The organism is Micromonospora sp. C31, assembly GCF_018070575.1.
GTDB lineage: Bacteria > Actinomycetota > Actinomycetes > Mycobacteriales > Micromonosporaceae > Micromonospora.
The window spans coordinates 190,820-211,262 of record NZ_JAGPXN010000011.1 but is presented as its reverse complement, the minus strand read 5'-3'; the positions used below and the strand labels follow the sequence as shown (position 1 = coordinate 211,262).

Below are 20,443 nucleotides of genomic sequence, written 5' to 3'. Positions count from 1 at the left end.
GCGCCCTGGTAGGAACGAACGATGGCACGCAGCATCGCGACGAACACCCGGGTCGACCGGGCCGAGCTGATCGAGTTCCTCCGGCCACGGCACCGGGTGGTGCTGATGACCACGCGCGCCGACGGTCGGCCGCAGTCGTCCCCCGTCACCGCCGGGATGGACGGCGAGGGGCGGTTGGTGATCTCCACCTATCCCGAGCGGGCCAAGGTCGCCAACGTCCGTCGCGACCCACGGGTGTCGGCGTGCGTGCTCTCCGACGACTGGAACGGCCCGTGGGTGCACCTCGACGGCACCGCCGAGGTGCTGGACCTGCCGGCGGCGCTGGAACCGCTCGTGGAGTACTTCCGCCGCATCTCCGGCGAGCACCCGGACTGGGACGAGTACCGGGCGGCGATGGTACGTCAGGGCAAGTCGCTGATCCGGGTCACCATCGACGCCTGGGGCCCGATCGCCACCGGCGGTTTCCCCGCCCGCCTCGCCGACTGATCCGGCGCCCCCTGCACCGCCGGCCGCCCCGCGCCGCTCAGTATGCGGCGGTGAAGCGGGCGTTCTCGTGGCGCGGCTGTTCGATCTCGTCCACGATCGCCACCGCCAGGTCCTCGTAGCTGAGCACCGAGCGGCCCTCGTGGTCGGTCACCGGCTGGTCACCGCCGGTGCGATAGTGCCCGGTGCGCTCGCCCGGGTGGAACTCCAGCGGCGGCGGGGAGACGTACGTCCAGGTCACCCCGTCGGCCGAGGAGCGGTAGAAGTCGAGGGCGTCGGCCTGCCCCCGCGCCGCGTCGCGGTACTCCTCGGGGAAGTCCGGCTCGTCGAGGTACCGGGTGCCCTTCGGGGTGAGCAGGGTCGAACCGCCGCCCACGTGGATGATCCGGGGCGCGGCCGGCATGCCCCGCAGCGCACCGACCAGGTTCTGCGCCGCGTCGACCCATAGGTCGTGTTCGCCGCCGCCGATCGCCACCACCATCACGTCCGTGTCGGGCGCCAGTTCCCGTACGCTCCGCTCGCTGGTGGCGTCCCCGGTCACGACCGTGACGGCCGGTGGCAGGTACGAGGTGGCCTCCGGGCGGCGCACCGCCGCGGTGACCCGGTGCCCCCGGCCGACCGCCTCGGCGGTGATCCGCGACCCCGCGGTGCCACCCGCGCCGAACACGACGACGTTGCTCATACCGCCTCCCAGCCGGCCCGACCTGGTCCGCCTCCAGGCTATTGACCTCGTCGGCCGGCCGGTGCCGTTACCGGGATCCCGACCGTCGCGAGCGACGGCGGGATCACCGGCCCCGGGTCAGTCGAGCAGGGCGGAGTAGACGAGCTGGCGCAGCTGCGGCCGGACCGGATAGGTGCTCGACGGGATGAGCTGGGTGAAGAACAGCGCCGTGACCTCCTCGGCCGGGTCGACCCAGAACGCCGTGCTGGCCACGCCGCCCCAGTAGTACTCGCCGGGGCTGCTCGGCACCCGGCTCGGCACGGGGTCGTCGACCACGGCGAAGCCGAGCCCGAAGCCGATCCCGTCGAGGGTGGTCTCGGCGAAGCCGCCGACGGAGAGGGTCCCCAGATCCCGGCCGCCGGGCAGGTGGTTGCGGGTCATGAAGCGCACCGTGCGTGGCCCCAGCAGGCGTACCCCGTCCAGCTCGCCGCAGCGCAGCAGCAGCTGGGTGAACCGGTGGTAGTCGGCGGCGCTGGAGATCAGGCCGCCGCCGCCGGAGAGCAGCAGCGGCTTCTCGTACGCCAGGGCGCCCAGCTTGTCGAAGCGCAGGGCGCGGCCGGTGCGCGGGTCGGGCGCGTAGAGGGCGGCGAGCCGGTCGGCGGCGTCGCCCTCGACCCACCAGTGCGTGTCGGTCATGCCCAGCGGGCCGAAGATCCGGTCGGCGAGGAAGGCGTCCAGGCTCTGCCCGGAGACCACCTCGACCAGCCGGCCGAGCACGTCCGTGGCGACCGAGTAGCCCCACGCGGTGCCGGGCTGGAACAGCAGCGGCAGCTCGCCGAACGCCTGGCAGGCCGTCGCCAGGTCGACGTCCGCCGGTGGGTGCAGGTCGTAGCCGGCGGCCCGGTAGATGGAGTCGACCACGGAGGTCTGCATGAAGCCGTACGTCAGGCCGGCGGTGTGGGTGAGCAGGTGCCAGATCCGGATCGGTTCGATCGCGGGCACCGTGTACGGCTTGAGGGCCGAGCCCTTGGAGTAGACCCGCAGGTCGGCGAACTCGGGCAGCCACCGGCTGATCTCGTCGGTCAGCTCGAAGCGGCCCTCCTCCCAGAGCATCATCGCGGCGACCGAGGTGACGGGCTTGGTCATCGAGTAGATGCGCCAGAGCGTGTCCGCCTCGACGGGTCGTCCCGCCTCGACGTCGCGCAGCCCGTACGTCGACGAGTGGGCGATCTCGCCGCGGCGGGTGACCAGCACCTGCCAGCCGGCGAGGCGGCCGTCGTCGACGTACCTGCCGAAGTGCTCGTCGATGCGCGCCAACCGCGCCGGGTCGAAGCCGATCTGGTCCGGGTCGATGCTGCGTGCCACACTCACGCCGCCGAAACTACTAGCCGGTACGCCTCGCCGGAAGGGCCGCCCGCGGTTGTCCCACCCCCTCGGTAGCCTGGTCCGATGCCCGAGGTGACCGAGGACGCGACCTTCCGCGACGAGGACTGGTACGGCGAGGAACTGGTGGACCGGCACTTCGTCCGCTGCACCTTCTTCGACGTCGACCTGACCGAGTCGGTGAGCCGGGGCGCGGTCTTCGACGGCTGCACCTTCGGCAACGTACGGTTCAACTCCTCCCGGCACACCGACTCGGCCTTCACCCGCTGCGCCTTCCAGCGGTGCAACCTCTTCGAGGCGGAGTTCACCGGCTGCAAGCTCGTGGGCAGCGCCTTCGCCCAGTGCGACCTGCGGCCGCTGACGGTCGCCGGCGGTGACTGGTCGTTCGTCGGGCTGCCCGGGGCCGACCTGCGCGGGGTCCGCGTCACCGACGTGCGGATGCGCGAGGCGGATCTCACCGGAGCCAACCTGACCGGGGCCACGATCACCGGCGTCGACCTCTCCGCCGCGCAGTTGCACCACTGCCGGCTGTCCGGGGCCGACCTGCGTGGCAGCGACCTCACCGCGCTCGACCCGACGGCGGTGGAGCGGGCCGGCGCGATCGTCGACGCCACGCAGGCCCTGGTGATCGCGCAGGCGCTCGGCTTCGAGATCCGCTGACCCGGGCCGACGGCGGGACGGCACCGCGGCGGGACCCGCGACCACGTTCCTGATCGATGTCCGCTGCGCTGCCGGGAGGCACGACGCCGGGCCGGACCGTGTCCACGCCTCGGGACAGTTTGTCCGTCGCTCCGCGTCGAGCCTGTCGTAACTTTCTGCTGTCCACGTCCGACCATCCTCTATGGAGGCTCACCGATGAGCAGCAGCACCACCACCCACACCGTCCGTCCGAGGGCCACCCGGAGCGTCGGGGATTCCTCCGGGGAGGTGCTCCGGGAGATCCCGCTGCCGCCGTACGTGACCGTCGAGGACGCGCAGTTCGCCGTGCGCGCGGTCGTGGTGCACGCGCCCAGGCTCTGGTCCGGCGGGACGGTCTGCCGCAACGACGCCAGCCCGCACCCGTGCCGGCTGCACCGCTGGGGGACGCGGGTGCTGGCGCAGCGCGGCCTGCGTCCCGCCGACATCGCCGCGCTGATCGAGCGCGGCGACCCGGCGGCCGAGCTGCCGCACCGCCCCGGCGCCTAGCGCCGGCGGGGCCCTCGCACCGGGCCCCGCCGGCCCGTCAGCAGGCGTTCGGCTTGATCCACGCGCATTCCAGACCCTCCGGGACCCGGGGGGCGTCCGGCGCCGTCGGTGGCGCGACCCGCGCGCCGGTCACGCCCTTCCCGGTGTACGAGGCCAGGGCGATCGCGATCTGGTCCTCCAGCGTCTTCACCGAGGAGGCGAGGTAGTTGTTGAGCAGGATCGAGAACGCCAGCACCCGCCCGTCGGCGTCGGTGACGTAGCCGGAGAGGCCGGAGACGCCGGTCAGGCTGCCGGTCTTGGCGTGCACGTTGCCCGCCGCGGGGGTGCCCCGCATCCGGCTGCGCAGCGTGCCGCCGACGAAGCGGTCCGCCTCGCCGGCGATCGGTAGGGCCGCGTACCAGGTGTCGAACCACGGCTCCGCGCGGACGGCGGCGAGCAGGTCCACGAACTCGTCGGCGGGGATCAGGTTGCGTCGCGAGAGCCCGGAGCCGTCCCGTTGGCGCAGCGTGCCGGTGTCCATCCCGGCGTCGGCGACGTACTCGCTGATCGCGGTCAGGCCGGCCGACCAGGTGCCGGCGCCGGAGAGCATCCGGCCGATCTCCTTGGTCAGCACCTCGGCGTGCCCGTTGTTGGACAGCTTGAGGAACGGCACCATCAGCTCCGCCAGGGGCATCGAGCGGTGCCGGCCCACCTCGGCCGCGCCCTCCGGGGTGGGCTGCCCGAGCACAGTGCGGCCGAGCACCCGTACGCCGTGCCGGCGCAGCGCCGACCGGAAGACGTCGGCGGCGTAGCCGGTGGGTTCCCAGACGCTGACCCAGTCGCTCTCCGCCGCGGCGCCGAGCGCGATCTGCCCGGTGACCACGACCGTGTTGCTGCCGTGCGCGCGTTCGATGGAGACCGACGTCTGCCCGCCGGCGACCGTCTCGGCCCGGTTGTCGATCTTCAGGTACCTGGTGGCCGGGGTGGTGGTGACGACCGGACGCGCGCCGGCGGTCGCGCCGGGGGCGGCGTGCACGATGACGGTGCCCGCGTCGTAGTCGGTGTCCGGTGCCACGGTCAGGGCGGAGACCTGCGCGGCGTAGTAGTACGGCTCGTCGTCCCAGGTCCAGTCCGGCCCGAGGCGGGTGCTGTCGTAGCGGGTGTCGTCGGCCACCAGGTTGCCGGTGACCACCCGGACGCCCGCGGCGGCGACCTGTGCGGCCAGCGCGTCGTAGTCGGTGGCCAGCATGGTCGGGTCGCCGCCGCCGCGCAGGTAGAGGTTGCCCGAGACCAGGCCCGCGTGCCGGGAGCCGCTGGTCCGCACCTCGGTGCTGAAGCGGTGGCCCGGCCCGAGCAGTTCCAGCGCCGCCGCCGAGGTCAGCAGCTTGGTGTTGGAGGCGGGCACCAGGCGGCGGTCGCCGTTGCGGTGGTAGACCGTCTCCCCGGTGGCCACGTCCTTGACCACCACCGAGGCCTGCGCCCCGGCCAGCCGGCTGTCGGCGAGGATCGCGTCGATGGTGGCGTTCAGGCGGGTCGCCGCGGGGGTCGGGGACTCGGCGGTGGCCGTGGGCGCCCCCGCCGTGGCTGCGGCGGCGACCAGCGCCGCCAACGCGAGCGTCCGGGGGAAGAGACGACGATGCATGGGGTGATGCTGCCATGCAGATATCTGCCAGAAAAGACCGTCGATGGAAAGAATTCTTCCGCGGCGGCACGCGCGGCGGTGGCCGCGCGGCGGCACGCGGCAGCCGCCCCCGGCCCGCCCCGGCCGGCGCCGCGCACTGAGCCCGCTCTATTTGACGGATGCCCCGGCAGGGGGCAACGTAGGTCGTGGAGGGGCTCTCAGTCGCCCCGAAGCGCGACGGCGACGTGCATGTCGCCCGTCCACCGCCTCCCACGTGTGCTCGTCCGCGGGCCGATGCCCGGTTCCGCACCGCGAATCCGAGAATCCACGAGGAGTTCCGCCATGCTCACCATGACCGACAATGCCGTACTGGTCATCCGAGACCTCGCCAACCAGCAGGACGTCGCCGAGGACGGCGGAGTGCGGATCGCCGCCGACACCGACGCGGGCTCGCTCACCGTCGAAATGGTCGCCGAGCCCGTCGAGGGCGACCACGTGGTCGACAACCAGGGCGCGCGCATCTTCCTGGACTCCGACGCCGCCGAACTGCTCGGTGACGCGTCGGTGGACGCCAGCGTCGACGACGAGGGCATCGTGCAGTTCGGGTTCACCGAGCAGCAGTGACGGCGGCGCACCGCCGCCGCACGGGTGCCCGGCGGGCCGGCGCTCAGCCGGCCCGCCGGGTCTCCCCGTTGCGGTGCGGCCGGGCGGGTCGACCCCGCTCCGGCGGGGGCTGACCGGATAGCCACGGCCCCGGTCGGGACTCCCGTCCCGGCTGCGGCAGCGTGGCCAGCACGTGCGCCAGGTGGTGCGAGGTGCTCCACGCCGCCCAGTTGCTGGCGGATCCGGTGCCGGCACCCCTGCGGGCACGCCGCAGGATCTCGTGGTCGCCCCAGGAGAAGGCCGCTCCTGCGGCCGGCCAGTGCGGCGCCGAGACGACCGTGCGGCACAGGTCCGCGAACCGGTCGTCGCCGCGTCCGCCCCGCCGCGACCAGCGGTACACCCACCAGGCGCCCTCGGCGGTGTAGCGGACGGTGGGCAGCCGGTCGCCCGGCTGGTCGCCGCCGGGCACCGCGGAGCCGACGCCGTAGTCGCCGTACCCGACGCCGAGGTCGGCCAGCCGCTGCCAGAGCTGCCAGTCCCACCGGTCGAGGCGTACCGGTTCGTCGGTGGGCAGGGCGGACACCGCCGGGGGCATGCCGCCCGCCGCCACGCTCACCGAGCGCCAGGCGTGCCGGCGGGCCCACTCCAGCAGCCGGCGCACGCGGGGCTCGGCCACCCGCACGTCGGCGCGGCAGCACACGTCGCCCGCGTCGAGGAGCAGGTCGCACTGTTCGGGGACCAGCCGGGTCAACCGCCAGACCCGCTCGGCCGCCGCCGTGGCCGCGTCCGGGCCGGTCCGGTCGTGGCCGACCCGCAGCCGGACGACCGCCCGCCGGGCGTGGGCCCGGGCCGCGGCACCGTGTGCCACGAGGCGCCGGTCGCTGTCCGCGAGCCCGATCACCGGCACCAGCGGTACGTCCCAGCGGAGCAGTTCGGTCTCGGGGGCGTCGGGCAGGGCGCTGACGTCGACGGCCGTGAGCAGCCCGTCGGGCAGCCGACGGAGCACGTCCGGAGTGAGCCGGTCCAGGACGGACACCTGGAGGACCGGGGCGAGCAGGGGCACGACGACGTCGTCGAGATGACCGAGCGCCTCCAGCTCACCCCGCCGGTTGGCGAGGATGGGGCGGTAGACCGGTTCCGCCGCCCGGCCCCGTTGGGCGGGCACCATACCCCAATGTAGCCAGACATCGGCGTCCGTCACAGGGTCGATCGGCCCGTACCGTCCGCCCGGGGGTGTCGTGCGGAATCCGTGGAAGGACAACGGATCCGCGTACCGGGCCCGGTCGGCGGTGCCCGGGCTGCTGTGTCTGCGGAGACGACGACGCCGCCGTCCCAGGATCGGGACGGCGGCGGGCAGGGCGCCGGGTCAGTCGTCGTCGCGGTCGTCGGAGTCGTCGTCATCGTCGTCGGAGTCGTCGTCCGACGCGTCGTCGTCATCGTCGTCGTCCGACGCGTCGTCGTCATCGTCGTCGTCGACCGGCTCCTGCTCGGCCTCGACCACGCTGCCGTCGCCCCGGTCCACGTCGATCTCGTGCTCGGTCTGCCCGGCCACGATCTCGACGCTCCACACGGCCCGGCCGTCCTCGTCCTCACGCTCGATCTCGACGACCTCACCGCCACCCGCCCGGGCCAGCGCGATCTCGCGGGCCCGCTGCTCGCTCACCCTGTCGCCGCCGCTGGCCGGCGCGCTGCTGCCGGACGGGGTGCCGCTGCCCGACGGGCTGGCGGGCGCCGCCGGGGTGCCGGCGGTCGGTGCACCGCTCGTCGCCGGGGTGCCGCTCCCGGTGCCGCTCGGCGTGCCCGGAGCGATCGGGGCGGTGGTGGCGGCGGCCAGGGTGGTCGCCCGGGCCGCGCCGTCGTCGGCCGCCGCGACGCCGAAGGACGCGCCGGTCACGACCAGCACGGCCGCGCCGCCGAGCGACGCCAGCATCAGGGACTTGCGCTTCATCTCGTCTCACCCTTCCTCGGTCAACGTGTCCCAGGATCACGCCCGCCCGGATAGCGCCACGCTGCCCGAACGCTAAGGCCGGGTTAAGCCTCGTCAGGGGCGCGCCGAGGGCGGCCCGCCGAAGACGGACCGCCGGGGACGGACCGCCGGGGCGGCACGGGGAAGGAGGGGTCAGGGTCGGGGCGGGCCGAGTTCGAGGCGTACCTCCGCGCCTCCGGAGGGCGCGGCACCCAGGACGAGGCGGCCCCCGCTGGCCTGGGCGGCGCGGCGGGCGATGTCCAGGCCCAGGCCGGTCGAGCCGGCGGTGCTGGCACCCCGGTCGATCGTGCCGGCCGGCATCCCCGGCCCCTCGTCCGCCACGGTCAGCGCCGTCCGGCCCGTCTCCGCCGCCAGCCGGACGACGAAGGCGGTCCCGTCCGGGGTGTGCGCGAAGACGTTGCCGAGCAGGGCGTCCACCGCCGCGGTCAGCTCGTCGGCGGGCACGCCCACCGGCAGTGGTCCCGGCGCCAGGTCGAGCGTCACGGCCCGCCCGGTGTCCTCGGCCAGCACCGACCAGAACGCCACCCGCTCGGCCACCACGGCCGCCGCGTCGGCGCTGGCCGCCCCGGCCGTCGGCACCCGCCAGCGGGCCTGCCGGATCAGGCCGGTGACCGCCCGCTCCAGCCCGTCCACGGCCGCCGTGACCCGGGCCGCGTCCTGCGGGTCGCGCAGCGACTCGGCCTCCAGGCGCAGCGCCGTCAGTGGGGTACGCAGGCGGTGCGAGAGGTCGGCGACCTCCTCGCGCTCCTGCACCAGCAGCACCTGGATCCGGCCGGCGAGGTGGTTGAGGGCACCCGCCACCTCGCGCAGCTCGGGCGGCCCGGCGGGCGTGACCCGCGCGTCCAACTCCGCGTTCGCCAGCCGGTGCGACACCGCGGAGAGCTCACCGATCGGCCGGACCAGGGTGCGGGCCAGCCGGTCGGCGACGCCCAGCCCGATCAGCACCAGCAACACGCCGAGCAGGGCCAGGGCCAGCCAGGACCGGGTCACCCCGGCGGTCAGCTCGGCGGGCGGCACCACCGTGCGGATCACGCCGGTGCCGTCCGGGCGGCCCTGCACGGCGATCACCACCTCCCGCCCCCGCCCGGACTCGGCGGTGAGGCTCTGCCCCCGGGCCGCCAGCGCCACCGCGGGCGTACGCGGGGCCGGGGCGCCCAGCACGGTGCCGTCGGGCAGGAACACCGTGACCGACCGCTCGGACTCGGTGGCCAACTGCTCGACGGTCAGCCGGATCGTCGCGGTGTCGGCGGTGCCGACGACGGTGACCAGGCTCTGTGCGTCGGCCGTGGCCCGTACGGTGGCCCGGTCCGCCGCGACCGTACGCACCAGCAGCGCCAGCGGCACCAGGAAGGCGACCAGGGTGAGCACGCTGACCGCGGCGACGAGCAGCGCGAGCCGGGCCCTCACCGGGTGCTCCCCGGCGCCTCGAGCCGCACCCCGACGCCCCGCACGGTGTGCAGGTAGCGGGGCGCCTGCGCGCTCTCGCCGAGCTTGCGGCGCAGCCAGGACAGGTGCACGTCCACGGTCTTGTCGGCGCCGCCGTACGGCACCCGCCACACCTCGGCCAGCAGCTCCCGCTTCGTGACCACCTGGCCGGGCCGGGCCGCGAGGTGGTGGAGCAGGTCGAACTCGCGCGGGGTCAGCTCGACGGGCGCGTCGTCCAGGGTGACCTGCCGCGACCGTGGGTCGACCCGCAACCCGCCCACCACCAGCGCGGGGTCCTCGCCCGGGGTGCCCGCCGTTCCGCGCCGCAGGACCGCCCGGATCCGCGCGTCGAGCTGGGCGGCAGTGAAGGGCTTCACCACGTAGTCGTCCGCCCCGGCGTCGAGCACCCGGACGATCTCGGTCTCCTCGTCGCGGGCGGTGGCGACGATGACCGGCACGGCGCTGACCGCGCGGAGCATCCGCAGCAGTTCCCGGCCGTCCAGGTCGGGCAGTCCCAGGTCCAGCACCACCAGGTCGGGCCGGTCGTCGAGCGCGTCACGCAGGCCGGTCATCGCCGTCGAGGCGGCGGCCACCGCGTGCCCCCGCTCGCGCAGGGCCCGCAGCAGCGGCGTACGGATCGTCAGGTCGTCCTCGATGAGCAGCAGGCGGGCCACAGTGGCAGGCTAACCGCCACCGGACGCGTCGGCGGTGGACCTTGACCCTGCCTCGGCCCTGTCCAGGGCTCGTCCCAACTCCTGATCGGGGAGACTCGGGGGATGCGCCGCCGTTCGTTACTCGCCGTCGCCGGGTGGCTGGCCACCGCCGCCGTCGCCACGCTGATCGGGATGGCCGCGATCAGGTGGGTGGGAGAGAGCATCGCGGGCACCCCGGGCGGTGTGCTCAGCCAGGAACAGGTCGAGCGCGCCCTGGCCTCCCCCGGGCCCACCGCCCCGGCGCCTGGCGGGCCGTCTTCGCCAGCGGTGACGGGGACCGGCGGGCCGTCTTCGCCGGCGGCGAGCGGCTCGTCCCCGGCGGGAGCACGGCGGGCCTTCACCACGACGGGTGGCAGCGCGGTGGCCGAGTGCGGGCCGGGCGGGGTGCGGCTGGTCTCCTGGACGCCCGTCCCGGGCTACCGGGTCACGGAGGCGGAGCCGGGGCCGGACGACGACGTGGAGGTGACGTTCGTGGGCCCCTCCGGAGAGTTCGAGCTGAAGCTGCGCTGCGTGGGTGTGGAGCCGGTGTCGGCCGAGGACGACGACTGACCGTTCCCACGCCCGCCCGGCGCTCGGGCGTCGCCACCCGGCGGTGCCGGCTGACGTGTCCGGGCCGGACACGAGCGCGCGGCGCCGTTCGGATCCCGTGGATCGGAACGTCGCCGCGCTCTGGCCGTCTCCCACCACCGCAGCCGTACGGCGGTACGCCAGCGGGGACCTGGCTCGGCCGGCCACCGTGCGCCGGCTACTCTCTCGATCCCCGTCCACCCGGGATCGAAACCTCGGACAGGTGGCGGATTCCACCATTTGCGAGTCACGGCGTGGCATCGGGCCGCAGCGGGTATGTGCGTCGGCATGGAGCATTTCACGATCGCGACCGTCGCCGAGAAGAGCCCGGACTTCCGGCGGGTGCTGTGGACCGGTGAGCACACCCAGTTGGTGATCATGACGATTCCACCGGGTGGTGAGATCGGCGAGGAGGTCCACGAGGGCATCGACCAGATCCTGACCTTCGTCAGCGGCACCGGAGAGGCCCGGGTGGCGGGGGAGAAGCGCGAGGTCGTGCAGGGCGACCTGGTGGTGGTGCCGGCCGGCACGAAGCACAACTTCGTCAACACCGGCCCCAACCCGCTGGTGCTCTACACCGTCTACGGCCCGCCCGAGCACGCCGACCAGGCGGTGCACCGCACCAGGGAGGAGGCCGACGCGGCGGAGGCCGCCGGCGAGGACGAGCCGCCCACCTCCTGACCGCGCCGGTGTCGCCTGACGTGGCCGGATCGGGGTACCCGCAGCGGGTGGAGCAGCTGACGATCTCCGACTACGGGTTCCTCTCCGACTGCCGGTCGGGCGCCCTGGTCGGTCGGGACGGCTCGATCGACTGGTGGTGCCCGGACCGGTTCGACTCCCCGTCGGTCTTCGGCCGTCTCCTCGACCCGGACGCCGGCCACTGGCGGCTGGCGCCGACCGCCGCCGGGCTTCCCGGGCACCGGGTGGAGCGGGCGTACGTGGCCGACACGCTGGTGCTGCGCACGGTGCACCACACGCCGGAGGGGAGCGTCGTGGTCACCGACGCGCTCGCCGCCGAGTTCGGCGCCCGCGGCCACGAACTGGGGATGAATTCCCCGGCCGTGCTGCTGCGGGTCGTCGAGGGACTGACCGGGCGGGTGCGGATGTCGCTCGACTTCCGCCCCCGCCCGGAGTACGGCCTGCTCACCCCGTACCTGCACGAGCAGCCCGACGGCGGGGTGCTGGCCGCGGCCGGCCCGGTGGTGCTGACCCTGCGCACCGGCGGGATCCCGCCGCACGTCGACTTTGACCGGGTACGGCAGGAGTTCGAGGTCGCCGCCGGGCAGGTGATCGGCTTCGACGTCGCGTACGGGCAGGCGTACGGGCCGGCGCCGGTCCGGCTGGAGCCGGCGGTCGCGCTCGCCGAGACGGTGCAGGCCTGGCAGGCGTACCGGGAGTCGCACCACTACGACGGCCGCTACGCGGAGCAGGTCCGGCGCAGCGCGACCGTGCTCACCGGCCTCACGTACGCCCGCAGCGGCGCGGTGGCCGCGGCCCTGACCACGTCGCTGCCGGAACGCGTCGGCGGCGACCGCAACTACGACTACCGCTACTCCTGGTTGCGCGACTTCGCGATGACCCTGCGTGCCCTCTGGGTGGCGGCCTGCCCCGCCGAGGCGTCCCGGCTCTTCGCCTGGGCGGCCCGCTCGATGGGCCGGGTCGGCCCCGAGCCCGTGCCGGTGCTCTTCGGCCTGGAGGGGGAGCGCGACGTCTCCGAGTACGAGTTGGCCCACCTGCGCGGCTACGCCGGCAGCCTGCCGGTGCGGGTCGGCAACGACGCCTGGCGGCAACGCCAGCTCGACGTGCCGGGGGAGGTGATCTCGGCGGTCTGGCAACTGCGCGACCACCTGGGGGAGGCGTTCGACGAGGAGCTGCGCGAGATGGTGCTCGGCCTGACCGAGCAGGTGGCCGCCACCTGGCACCAGCCCGACCGGGGCATCTGGGAGACCCGGGACGCCGACCGGCACTACCTGACGTCGAAGGTGCTCTGCTGGGTGGCGCTGGACCGGGCGGTGACGCTCGCGCCCCGGCTCGGCGAGCGGGCCGACCCCCGGCGTTGGGCGGCGATCCGCGACGAGGTGCGGGCCGTGGTGCTGCGCGACGGCTGGCACGAGCGGACCGGCACGTTCGGCGGCGCGTTCGGCTCGCCGGACCTGGACGCCTCCGTGCTGCTGCTGCCGCTGGTGGGGTTCCTGCCGGCGACCGATCCGCGGATCCGCGCCACCATCGCGGCGGTCGAGCGCGAACTGGGCGCCGGCAACGGTCTCCTCCGCCGCTGGGACACCGACCCGGCGGGCTTCCTGCCCTGCTCGTTCTGGCTGGTGGAGTGCCTCGCGATGGCCGGTGAGCGGCAACGGGCCGAGGCGCTCTTCGAGCGGCTGCTCGGGCACGCGAACGACGTCGGCCTGTTCAGCGAACAGATCGACCCGCGCACCGGCGCGCAGCTCGGCAACACCCCGCAGGCGCTGTCGCACATCGGCCTGGTGAGCGCCGCCTGGCGGCTGACCGACCCCGACACCGAGTGACGGCGGGTGTAAGGAAGGGCCCCCTACTATCGCGATGTGTATAGGAAGGGGCCCTTCCTTACACCTCAGGCGGGCAGCACCGGCACGTCGGCGACGTCCACCGTCTCGGGGTACTTCACGCCCGCCCCGGTGTTGAGCACCACCACGCGTTCGCCGGCCCGGATCCACCCGCCGGCGCGCAGGTGCCGGGCGGCGGTCAGGCAGGCGGCCCCCTCCGGGCAGAGCAGCAGCCCTTCGCGGGCGGCGAAGTCCCGCAGGTCGGCGAGGATCTCGGCGTCGTCCACGGCGATCGCGGTGCCGGCGCTGTCGCGCAGCGCGTCGAGGATCAGCTCGTCGCCGAGCGGGGCCGGCACGGTGATGCCGAACGCCACGGTGTGCGCGTCGGCCCAGGGCCGCGCCCGCTGCTCACCGGCGGCGAAGGCACGCACGATCGGCGCGCACCCCGTCGACTGCACCGCGACCAGGCGGGGCAGCCTGTCCTCGATCCAGCCCAGCTCCCGCAGCTCGTGCAGCGCCTTCTGGATGCCGATCAGGCCGACCCCACCGCCGGTGGGATAGATGATCACGTCCGGCACCTGCCAGCCGAGCTGCTCGACGATCTCGTACCCCATCGTCTTCTTGCCCTCGAGCCGGTACGGCTCCCGCAGCGTGCCGGCGTCGAAGATCGCGCCGCCGGAGTCGGCGACCAGCCCCGCGACCAGCCGGCCCGCGTCGCTGATCAGCCCGTCGACCAGGCGCAGGTCGGCCCCGGCGGCCACGCACTCGCGGCGGCAGATGGCGGGGGCGTCCAGCGGCATGACGATGGTCGCGCCCAGCCCGGCCCGCGCGGCGTAGGTGGCCCAGGCCGCGCCCGCGTTGCCGTTGGTGGGCATCGCGATGTGCCGTACGCCCAGCTCGCGGGCCCGACTGACGCCGACCGCCGCGCCGCGCGCCTTGAAGGAGCCGGTCGGGGTCAACCCCTCGTCCTTGACCATGAGGTCCGCGATGCCGATCTCCGCGCCGTAGGCCGGGGCGCGCAGCAGGGGCGTCCAGCCCTCGCCCAGCGTGGTCTCGTGCCGGGGGTCGGCCACCGGCAGCAGCTCGCGGTAGCGCCACAGGTCGGCCGGGCGCAGCGGGAACCGTTCCGGGGTGAGCACCTCCGCCACCGCCGCCAGGTCGTAGCGGGCCAGCAGCGGGGACCCGCAGCCGCAGAGGTTGGTCGGCTGGCCGGCGTCATGCTCCCGCCCGCAGCGCGGGCACTCAAGGTGCGTCAGGTACACGATGCTCCTCGCCGTCTCAGCTCGGGTCTCGGCTCGCGTCGATGCTCAGCCAGCGCCGGCTGCGCCGGCCCGGCTCGTAGGCCGAGTCCAGGCGCTTCGCCACCACGCCGGGCAGCCCCTGCTCCCGCCCGGTCCGCAGCGCCTCCCGGCCGGCGCCGGGGAACCAGGGCGGAGTCTGCCAGTGACCGCCGGCGAGCGCCAGCGCGTCGAGCAGCTCGCGGCGTTGCGCGTACGGCAGGTCGACGCTGGTCAGACCCTCCATCCAGAGCAGGTCGAAGATCAGGTACTGGGCGTCGGGGGTGCGGCGTCCGCCGCGCGCCGGCCGTACCCGCCGGGCGGTGTCGATGCGCACCAGGACGCCGTCCAGCACGACCTCCGTGGGCGCCAGCTCCTCGGCCAGCTCCCGCAGCCAGGGGTACGCCCCGGAGACGTCCTCGTCGTCCTCGGCGAGCAGCCGCAGCCGCCCGCCCGAGACGTACGCGACGGCGCGCACCCCGTCCCAGCGCAGCTCGTAGCCCCACTCCGCCTCGTCCGCCGGCAGCTTCGCCGCCGGGGTGGGGTGCATCGGGCGGAGCAGCTCCGGCATGCCCGTCCAGCCCTCCGGCGGCGGGTCCGTACGGCGGACCATCCAGTCCCGGCCGCCCTTGCCGCCGGTGGCGAAGAGGACGTACCGCCCCGAGGTGCGCTCGCCGTCGAGCACCACGACCACCTCGTCGTCGCGCCACTTCTCGCAGCGGTAGGTGCCCCGGTCGTGGACGGTCATCCGTCCGCCGCCGTACTCGCCGGCCGGGATCTCGCCGTGGAAGTCGAGGTATTCCATCGGGTGGTCCTCGGTGTGCACCGCGAGGTGGTTGCGGCCGGTGTCGCGGGGCAACCCGCGCGGCACCGCCCAGGAGGCCAGCACCCCCTCGTGCTCCAGCCGCAGGTCCCAGTGCAGGCTCCGGGCGTGGTGCTGCTGGATGACGAACCGGGCCGTGCCGTCGGCGGGCCGCTCGCGTCGCGGGGGTCGCCGCGGCACCGGCTCCGGGGTGCGTGCCGCGTCCCGTTTGCGCCGGTACTCCTCCAGCGGGTCAGCCACATCCGCATTCTCCGGCAATCCGCGCCGGTCCGCCGGGCGCCCGCGTGTCCGGTTCGGCGGGCATGGGGTGGTGCAGCACGGGTAAGACCCGGGGCATGGACCACGACGACCAGCCCACCGTCACGCTCCCCGGCGAGGTGCGGATGCCCCTGCTGGGCTTCGGCACCTGGCAGGCCACCGGCGAGGCCGGCCACGACGCGGTGCTCGCCGCGCTCGACGCCGGCTACCGGCACATCGACACCGCCACGATGTACGGCAACGAGGAGGAGGTCGGCCGGGCCGTGCGCGAGAGCGGGCTGCGCCGCGAGGACGTCTTCGTCACCACCAAGCTGCCGCCGGACCGGGTCGGGCGGGAGCGGGAGACGATCGAGGCGAGCCTGGCCGCGCTCGGCATCGACCACGTCGACCTGTGGCTGGTCCACTGGCCGCCGGCGAACCCCGCGGACAGCATCCCCGTCTGGCGGGAGATGCTCGCCGCCCGGGACGAGGGGCTCGCGCGCGCCGTGGGGGTGAGCAACTACGGCACCGGGCAGATCGACGAGCTGATCCAGGCGACCGAGGAGAACCCGGCCGTCAACCAGATCCGGTGGAGCCCTTCGTTGTACGACCGGCAGCGGCACCGGGAGCACCGGGACCGTGGGGTGGTGCTGGAGGGGTACAGCCCGTTCAAGACCAGCGACCTCGCCGACCCGGTGCTGACCCGTATCGCCGCCGCGCACGACGTCTCCCCGGCCCAGGTGGTGCTCCGCTGGCACATCGACCACGAGATCGTGGTCATCCCCAAGTCGGTGACCCCGGAGCGGATCCGGGCCAACGCCGACGTCTTCGACTTCTCGCTGACCGCCGAGGAGATGCGCGACATCGACGCTCTCGGCAACCCCTGACGAACCCCTTCCGGCCCCCCGGATCGTGACCGGGCCCGGGGGCGCCGGACCCGGACCGCCGTTGCCAAATTCCTTCAGCCTGAATAGGGGCGATGAAGGGTATCGACATAGATGCTCGTGACGATATACGGTGCCCGTCACCAGTTCATCGATGAGTCGGAACCCCTCCGCCCTTGTCTGAAGGAGCGCCATGAACGCGTCCGAACCCGCCCGTCTGCCACGCCGTGGCGTGCTGGGCATGTCGGCCCTGGTGGCCACCGCGGTGGCCGTAGCCGCCAAGCCGGCCGCGGCGAGCGCCGCGCCGCTCGCCGCGCCGAAGGCCGAGTGCCTCGCCGATCTGCTCGGGGAGTCCTGATGGCCACGATTCCCTGGCTGGTGGACGTCCTGCGGGGGGCGGGCGTTCAGGTCGTCACCCATGGTGACTGGGTCAACCGCATGCGTCCCGGTTCGTTCAGCCCGATCGGCGTGCTCTGGCACCACACCGCCGCCACGTCCAGCGCCAGCAACCCGCACCCGGCGCTCAACATCTGCATCAACGGCCGCTCCGACCTGCCCGGTCCGCTCTGCCAGGCCCTCGTCGACTACCACGGCGTCTTCCACGTCATCTCCGCCGGCCGTTGCAACCACGCGGGCGTCAGCCGGGGCAGCGGGCCGATCCCCTCCGGCGACGGCAACACGCTGATGATCGGCTGGGAGATCGACTACAACGGCGTCAACCAGGAGATGACGGCGGCGCAGTACAACGCGTCGATCGCCGCCACCGCCGCCGTGCTCAAGCGGCTGGGCAAGGACGCCAGCTACGCCCGGGGCCACCGGGAGACCAGCACCACGGGCAAGATCGACCCGTCCTTCATCGACCTGAACAAGATGCGCTCGGACGTCGCCGCGAAGATGGCGGGCGGCAGCACCTGGAGCTCCGTGGTGGACAACTCCACGGCCGGCCGCTTCACCGCCAGCGCCAACTGGGGCACCTCGTCGTATTCGGCCCAGCGCTACGGGGTCAACTACCGCTTCGCGAACCCGGTCGCCGCCAGCGACGCCGCCTGGTACAAGTTCAACGTCCCGGCGACGGCGAACTACCGGGTCGACGCGTGGTGGCCGGCCGTCAGCGGCTACAACTCCGCCACGCCGTACATCGTGTCCACCACGACCGGGAACCGGACGATCATCGTCGACCAGCGGGTCACCGGGGGGCAGTGGCGCAGCCTCGGCACCTTCACGTTGCCGGCCGGGGACGCCAACCGGGTCGCGGTCAGCCGGTGGAGCTCCGCCGCCGGCCTGGTCATCGCCGACGCCGTCCGGCTCACCCGGGTCTGAGCCGGCCGACGGCTCGTCGCGTACGGCGGTTCCGTCCCCGGAGCCGCCGTACGTGAGCTGGCCCTCCGGGTACGTCCGTGCCCGAAGTGGTGGGGGGGGGGGCGCAGCCGGCAGGCTGCGCCCCCCGCACCGTGTCGTCCTCAGGCGCGTGCGCAGGTGACCCCGTTGAGGGAGAAGCTCGTCGGGGACGAGTACGCCCCGCTCAGCGTTCCCTGGTAGCCGAAGCTGGCCGTGCCGCCCGGGGCGAGCGAGCCGTTCCAGCTGATGTTCCGCGCGGTCACCGCCGAGCCGCTCTGGCTCACCGTGGCGTTCCACGCGCTGGTGACCCGCTGCCCGGCGGGCAGGTTGTAGTTCAGCGTCCAGCCGTTGATCGTGCTCGTCCCGGTGTTGGTGATCTGCACGTCGGCGGTGAACCCGTTGTTCCAGGAGTTCGGCGTGTACTTCACCGCGCAGCCCGAGCCGCCCGGCGGCGGGGTGGTCGGCGGGGGCGTGGTGGGCGGGGCGGTCGTGGGCGGCGGGTTGCCACCACCGTTGACGGCGGCGGAGAACGACGTCACGGCGAGGCCGGCGCCGCCCTGCCACGGCTCGAAGCCGGCCTGGATGCTGGTCAGGTACCAGGAGCTGGTGATCGCGCCCCGGTTGCGGGTGTCGTTGACGAACGCCAGCAGGTTGAGGTTCGCGCTGCTGATCGCCGACGGCGCCAGGTACGAGATCACGTTGTTGCCACCGTTGTTGCCCCGCCAGACCTCCCAGCTCCGACCGTCGATGGTGGCGGTGCCGACCGGGGAGCCGATGGGCTGGATCGGGCCCTGCCGGTTGAGCCAGATCATGATCTCCATCTGGTTCACCCCGTCGCGTTTCGGCGACGGGTCCAGCCAGATGTCGTACGAGGCGTTGTAGATCGCGTTGCTGACGTACCGGTAGGAGATGTTGCTCGTGGCGCTGCTGATCTGGCTGACCTGGATCGGCAGGTTGGTGCCGGGGGAGCAGTTGGTGTAGTGGCAGCCGAGGAAGATCGACGGGTACGCCGTCGGCGCGCCGTTGGTCGGGCTGCTGCCGTTCTGGGTGGTGATCTCGAAGCCGCTGTCGGTGACGTTGATGCACTGCTGGGCGGTGGTGCCCCAGCGGTTGTTCTGCACCACGTAGCGGCCCTGGATGGTGGTGGAGCCGTACTGCTCGCAGATCTGGGTGTCGGCGCTGGCGGTGCCGCCGAGGGCCACGGCGACGATCGAGCCGGTGGCGAGCAGCGCGGCTGCCGCGAGGGCCCGGAGTGGACGTTTCATGATGCTCCTTCGGCTTCGGCGCGGGAGGCCGGACGGAGTCGGCCGGAGGCGCGGGAGCGCTCCCAATTGTCTTCGACACATTTACATCTCTGAAACAGCAGCGCAACGGGGTCGGGGTATTGGAGAGGTAAGTGAGGTTTGTCACGCCCGGGCCGGTCAGCCGGCAGGCGGTCCTCCGAAGCAGCGGCGGCCACCGCCGAGGAACGTTTCCTCTGGGACGATTGACTCTGGTGTGTGCCGATTGCGCCGAGTAGTGTCTTGCCTCCAACGCGTGCCGACCCCCCCCCGGAGGCGTACACCACCATGGGTGGCTCTCCCCTGCGCATCCTCGTCGTCGGCGCGGGCATCGCCGGCCTGGCCGTGGCCCGGGCGCTGCGGATGGCGGGCTTCCGGCCCGACGTCACCGAGAGACTGCCCCCGGGCGAGCACGCCGAGACCGGCCTCTACCTACCCGGCAACGCGGCCCGGGCGCTGTGCCGGCTCGACCTCGACGGCCCCGTGCGCCCGCTCGGGCACGTCGTCCACCGGCAGCGTTTCCTCGACGCGGCCGGGATGCCGCTGTGCGAGGTGGACCTCGACGCCCTCTGGTCCGGCGTCGGCGAGTGCCGGGCGCTGCCCCGGACGGAGCTGCACCGGGTGCTGCTCACCGGTGCGGGCGGCGCCGTCCGGCACGACACCGAGGTACGCACCGTCGACCTGCTGCCACGCTCCGTCGGCGTCACCTTCGTCGACGGCACCACCGCCGAGTACGACCTCGTCGTGGGCGCGGACGGCCCGCGCTCCTCGATCCGGGCCCTGGCCGCGCTCGGGGGCCCGCCCCGACCCGCCGGCCAGGTCGTCTACCGCGCCGTCGTGCGCGACGGACCCCCGGTCGCGGAGTGGACCGCCCTGCTGGGCCAGCGCGCCGGCTTCCTGGTCGTGCCGATCGGCGCCGGACGGCTGCACTGCTACGCCGACGAGGCCGGCACCACCGCGCCGGCCGACCCGGCGGGCCGGCTGCGCGAGCTCTTCGGCGGCTACGGCGGACCGGTGCCCGCCGTGCTCGAGGTGCTGGACGGGGTGCACGTCGGGGTCACCGAGGAGGTGGAGCTGGGGTGCTGGTCCCGGGGGCGGGTGCTGCTCGTCGGGGACGCCGCGCACGCCACCGCGCCGACGCTGTCCCAGGGCGCGGCGATGGCGTTGGAGGACGCCGTGGTGCTCGCCGAGTCCCTCCGGGCGGCCGGGAACGACGTGGAGGCGGCCCTGGCGGCGTACGAGAGTCGTCGTCGCCCCCGTACGCGATGGGTGCGGGACCGGACCCGGGACCGCAACCGGACCCGGGACGTGCCGCCGGCCCTGCGCGACCCGTTGCTGCGCGGACGTGGCGGACGGATCTTCGGCGAGCACTACCGGCTGCTGCTCGGCCCGTTGTGACGCCGGGGCCTCCGCGCCGGGGTGCGGCAGGCTACCCGACCACCCCACGCGGCGCAGCCACCTGCCGGGGACTATCC

The 20,443-nt window shown here is 74.0% G+C and carries 21 protein-coding genes; 11 read left to right on the top strand and 10 right to left on the bottom strand.

Going from position 1 to position 20,443, the window contains the following annotated elements:
• Positions 1-21 precede the first annotated feature (21 nt).
• The gene (locus tag KBX06_RS17070; protein ID WP_210835943.1) at positions 22-486 is read left to right on the top strand and encodes a PPOX class F420-dependent oxidoreductase; all 465 of its coding nucleotides are present in this window, start codon (positions 22-24) and stop codon (positions 484-486) included.
• 37 nt (positions 487-523) lie between these two features.
• On the opposite strand, the gene KBX06_RS17065 is transcribed toward KBX06_RS17070, so the two are convergent.
• Positions 524-1,165 carry an NAD(P)-dependent oxidoreductase gene (locus KBX06_RS17065; RefSeq protein WP_210835942.1) on the bottom strand — a complete coding sequence of 214 codons (642 nt, stop codon included), beginning with the start codon at positions 1,163-1,165 and terminating at the stop codon, positions 524-526.
• Between the two features lie 117 nt (positions 1,166-1,282).
• A complete protein-coding gene (locus KBX06_RS17060; RefSeq protein WP_210835937.1) occupies positions 1,283-2,515 on the bottom strand; it encodes a serine hydrolase in 1,233 nt (410 codons plus the stop codon).
• Positions 2,516-2,593: 78 nt separating this feature from the next.
• On the opposite strand from KBX06_RS17060, the gene KBX06_RS17055 reads away from it, so the two are divergent.
• Both KBX06_RS17055 and KBX06_RS17050 read left to right on the top strand, forming a co-directional pair.
• Positions 2,594-3,187 carry a pentapeptide repeat-containing protein gene (locus KBX06_RS17055; RefSeq protein WP_210835935.1) on the top strand — a complete coding sequence of 198 codons (594 nt, stop codon included), beginning with the start codon at positions 2,594-2,596 and terminating at the stop codon, positions 3,185-3,187.
• A 195-nt stretch (positions 3,188-3,382) separates the two neighbouring features.
• Positions 3,383-3,712 (top strand): hypothetical protein, encoded by a 330-nt coding sequence (locus tag KBX06_RS17050; RefSeq protein WP_247686075.1) that lies wholly within the window; start codon positions 3,383-3,385, stop codon positions 3,710-3,712.
• Between the two features lie 37 nt (positions 3,713-3,749).
• Here KBX06_RS17050 and dacB read toward each other — a convergent pair whose 3' ends face one another.
• Entirely contained in the window at positions 3,750-5,333 is a 1,584-nt protein-coding gene (dacB, locus tag KBX06_RS17045) for a D-alanyl-D-alanine carboxypeptidase/D-alanyl-D-alanine-endopeptidase (protein ID WP_210835933.1), read from the bottom strand.
• Positions 5,334-5,654: 321 nt separating this feature from the next.
• On the opposite strand from dacB, the gene KBX06_RS17040 reads away from it, so the two are divergent.
• A complete protein-coding gene (locus KBX06_RS17040) occupies positions 5,655-5,936 on the top strand; it encodes an adhesin (RefSeq protein WP_210835925.1) in 282 nt (93 codons plus the stop codon).
• 43 nt (positions 5,937-5,979) lie between these two features.
• Here KBX06_RS17040 and KBX06_RS17035 read toward each other — a convergent pair whose 3' ends face one another.
• The 4 genes from KBX06_RS17035 to KBX06_RS17020 all read right to left on the bottom strand — a co-directional run bounded on the left by KBX06_RS17035 (position 5,980) and on the right by KBX06_RS17020 (position 10,001).
• Positions 5,980-7,083: a beta family protein gene (locus KBX06_RS17035; protein ID WP_210835923.1), complete on the bottom strand. Its 1,104-nt coding sequence runs from the start codon at positions 7,081-7,083 to the stop codon at positions 5,980-5,982.
• Between the two features lie 198 nt (positions 7,084-7,281).
• On the bottom strand, positions 7,282-7,863 hold the full coding sequence (locus KBX06_RS17030) for a PepSY domain-containing protein (RefSeq protein ID WP_210835921.1): 582 nt from the start codon (positions 7,861-7,863) through the stop codon (positions 7,282-7,284).
• Positions 7,864-8,034: 171 nt separating this feature from the next.
• Entirely contained in the window at positions 8,035-9,309 is a 1,275-nt protein-coding gene (locus tag KBX06_RS17025) for a HAMP domain-containing sensor histidine kinase (protein ID WP_210835918.1), read from the bottom strand.
• The gene (locus tag KBX06_RS17020) at positions 9,306-10,001 is read right to left on the bottom strand and encodes a response regulator transcription factor (protein WP_210835916.1); all 696 of its coding nucleotides are present in this window, start codon (positions 9,999-10,001) and stop codon (positions 9,306-9,308) included. The genes KBX06_RS17025 and KBX06_RS17020 overlap by 4 nt, the downstream gene beginning before the upstream one ends.
• A 102-nt stretch (positions 10,002-10,103) precedes the next feature.
• Here KBX06_RS17020 and KBX06_RS17015 point away from each other — a divergent pair, with 102 nt between their 5' ends.
• The 3 genes from KBX06_RS17015 (at position 10,104) to KBX06_RS17005 (ending at position 13,132) form a co-directional block, all read left to right on the top strand.
• Positions 10,104-10,589: a septum formation initiator gene (locus tag KBX06_RS17015; RefSeq protein ID WP_210835914.1), complete on the top strand. Its 486-nt coding sequence runs from the start codon at positions 10,104-10,106 to the stop codon at positions 10,587-10,589.
• A gap of 306 nt (positions 10,590-10,895) precedes the next feature.
• A complete protein-coding gene (locus tag KBX06_RS17010) occupies positions 10,896-11,288 on the top strand; it encodes a cupin domain-containing protein (protein ID WP_247686074.1) in 393 nt (130 codons plus the stop codon).
• Between the two features lie 47 nt (positions 11,289-11,335).
• Positions 11,336-13,132 carry a glycoside hydrolase family 15 protein gene (locus KBX06_RS17005; RefSeq protein ID WP_210835910.1) on the top strand — a complete coding sequence of 599 codons (1,797 nt, stop codon included), beginning with the start codon at positions 11,336-11,338 and terminating at the stop codon, positions 13,130-13,132.
• Positions 13,133-13,197: 65 nt separating this feature from the next.
• Here the strand turns inward: KBX06_RS17005 and KBX06_RS17000 are convergent, their stop codons facing one another.
• Together KBX06_RS17000 and KBX06_RS16995 are read right to left on the bottom strand one after the other, a co-directional pair.
• Positions 13,198-14,391, bottom strand: a complete 1,194-nt coding sequence (locus KBX06_RS17000) for a threonine synthase (protein WP_210835908.1) — start codon at positions 14,389-14,391, stop codon at positions 13,198-13,200.
• A gap of 16 nt (positions 14,392-14,407) precedes the next feature.
• A complete protein-coding gene (locus tag KBX06_RS16995; protein ID WP_210835906.1) occupies positions 14,408-15,469 on the bottom strand; it encodes a DNA polymerase ligase N-terminal domain-containing protein in 1,062 nt (353 codons plus the stop codon).
• 95 nt (positions 15,470-15,564) lie between these two features.
• On the opposite strand from KBX06_RS16995, the gene KBX06_RS16990 reads away from it, so the two are divergent.
• The 3 genes from KBX06_RS16990 to KBX06_RS16980 all read left to right on the top strand — a co-directional run bounded on the left by KBX06_RS16990 (position 15,565) and on the right by KBX06_RS16980 (position 17,670).
• Complete coding sequence (locus KBX06_RS16990; RefSeq protein ID WP_210835904.1) at positions 15,565-16,353, top strand: aldo/keto reductase; 789 nt, start codon at positions 15,565-15,567, stop codon at positions 16,351-16,353.
• 190 nt (positions 16,354-16,543) lie between these two features.
• Positions 16,544-16,708 carry a hypothetical protein gene (locus tag KBX06_RS16985; protein ID WP_210835902.1) on the top strand — a complete coding sequence of 55 codons (165 nt, stop codon included), beginning with the start codon at positions 16,544-16,546 and terminating at the stop codon, positions 16,706-16,708.
• Complete coding sequence (locus KBX06_RS16980; protein WP_210835899.1) at positions 16,708-17,670, top strand: N-acetylmuramoyl-L-alanine amidase; 963 nt, start codon at positions 16,708-16,710, stop codon at positions 17,668-17,670. The genes KBX06_RS16985 and KBX06_RS16980 overlap by 1 nt, the downstream gene beginning before the upstream one ends.
• Positions 17,671-17,810: 140 nt before the next feature.
• Here KBX06_RS16980 and KBX06_RS16975 read toward each other — a convergent pair whose 3' ends face one another.
• Entirely contained in the window at positions 17,811-18,953 is a 1,143-nt protein-coding gene (locus tag KBX06_RS16975; RefSeq protein WP_210835896.1) for a cellulose binding domain-containing protein, read from the bottom strand.
• A 303-nt stretch (positions 18,954-19,256) separates the two neighbouring features.
• Here KBX06_RS16975 and KBX06_RS16970 point away from each other — a divergent pair, with 303 nt between their 5' ends.
• On the top strand, positions 19,257-20,366 hold the full coding sequence (locus KBX06_RS16970) for an FAD-dependent monooxygenase (protein ID WP_210835893.1): 1,110 nt from the start codon (positions 19,257-19,259) through the stop codon (positions 20,364-20,366).
• The last annotated feature ends 77 nt before the right edge of the window (positions 20,367-20,443 follow it).

Coding starts and splice junctions, on each gene's coding strand:
- KBX06_RS17070 (WP_210835943.1), top strand. CDS start 22: ATGGCACGCAGCATCGCGACGAACACCCGGGTCGACCGGGCCGAGCTG.
- KBX06_RS17065 (WP_210835942.1), bottom strand. CDS start 1,165: ATGAGCAACGTCGTCGTGTTCGGCGCGGGTGGCACCGCGGGGTCGCGG.
- KBX06_RS17055 (WP_210835935.1), top strand. CDS start 2,594: ATGCCCGAGGTGACCGAGGACGCGACCTTCCGCGACGAGGACTGGTAC.
- KBX06_RS17050 (WP_247686075.1), top strand. CDS start 3,383: ATGAGCAGCAGCACCACCACCCACACCGTCCGTCCGAGGGCCACCCGG.
- dacB (WP_210835933.1), bottom strand. CDS start 5,333: ATGCATCGTCGTCTCTTCCCCCGGACGCTCGCGTTGGCGGCGCTGGTC.
- KBX06_RS17040 (WP_210835925.1), top strand. CDS start 5,655: ATGCTCACCATGACCGACAATGCCGTACTGGTCATCCGAGACCTCGCC.
- KBX06_RS17035 (WP_210835923.1), bottom strand. CDS start 7,083: ATGGTGCCCGCCCAACGGGGCCGGGCGGCGGAACCGGTCTACCGCCCC.
- KBX06_RS17030 (WP_210835921.1), bottom strand. CDS start 7,863: ATGAAGCGCAAGTCCCTGATGCTGGCGTCGCTCGGCGGCGCGGCCGTG.
- KBX06_RS17015 (WP_210835914.1), top strand. CDS start 10,104: ATGCGCCGCCGTTCGTTACTCGCCGTCGCCGGGTGGCTGGCCACCGCC.
- KBX06_RS17010 (WP_247686074.1), top strand. CDS start 10,896: ATGGAGCATTTCACGATCGCGACCGTCGCCGAGAAGAGCCCGGACTTC.
- KBX06_RS16990 (WP_210835904.1), top strand. CDS start 15,565: ATGGACCACGACGACCAGCCCACCGTCACGCTCCCCGGCGAGGTGCGG.
- KBX06_RS16985 (WP_210835902.1), top strand. CDS start 16,544: ATGAACGCGTCCGAACCCGCCCGTCTGCCACGCCGTGGCGTGCTGGGC.
- KBX06_RS16980 (WP_210835899.1), top strand. CDS start 16,708: ATGGCCACGATTCCCTGGCTGGTGGACGTCCTGCGGGGGGCGGGCGTT.
- KBX06_RS16975 (WP_210835896.1), bottom strand. CDS start 18,953: ATGAAACGTCCACTCCGGGCCCTCGCGGCAGCCGCGCTGCTCGCCACC.
- KBX06_RS16970 (WP_210835893.1), top strand. CDS start 19,257: ATGGGTGGCTCTCCCCTGCGCATCCTCGTCGTCGGCGCGGGCATCGCC.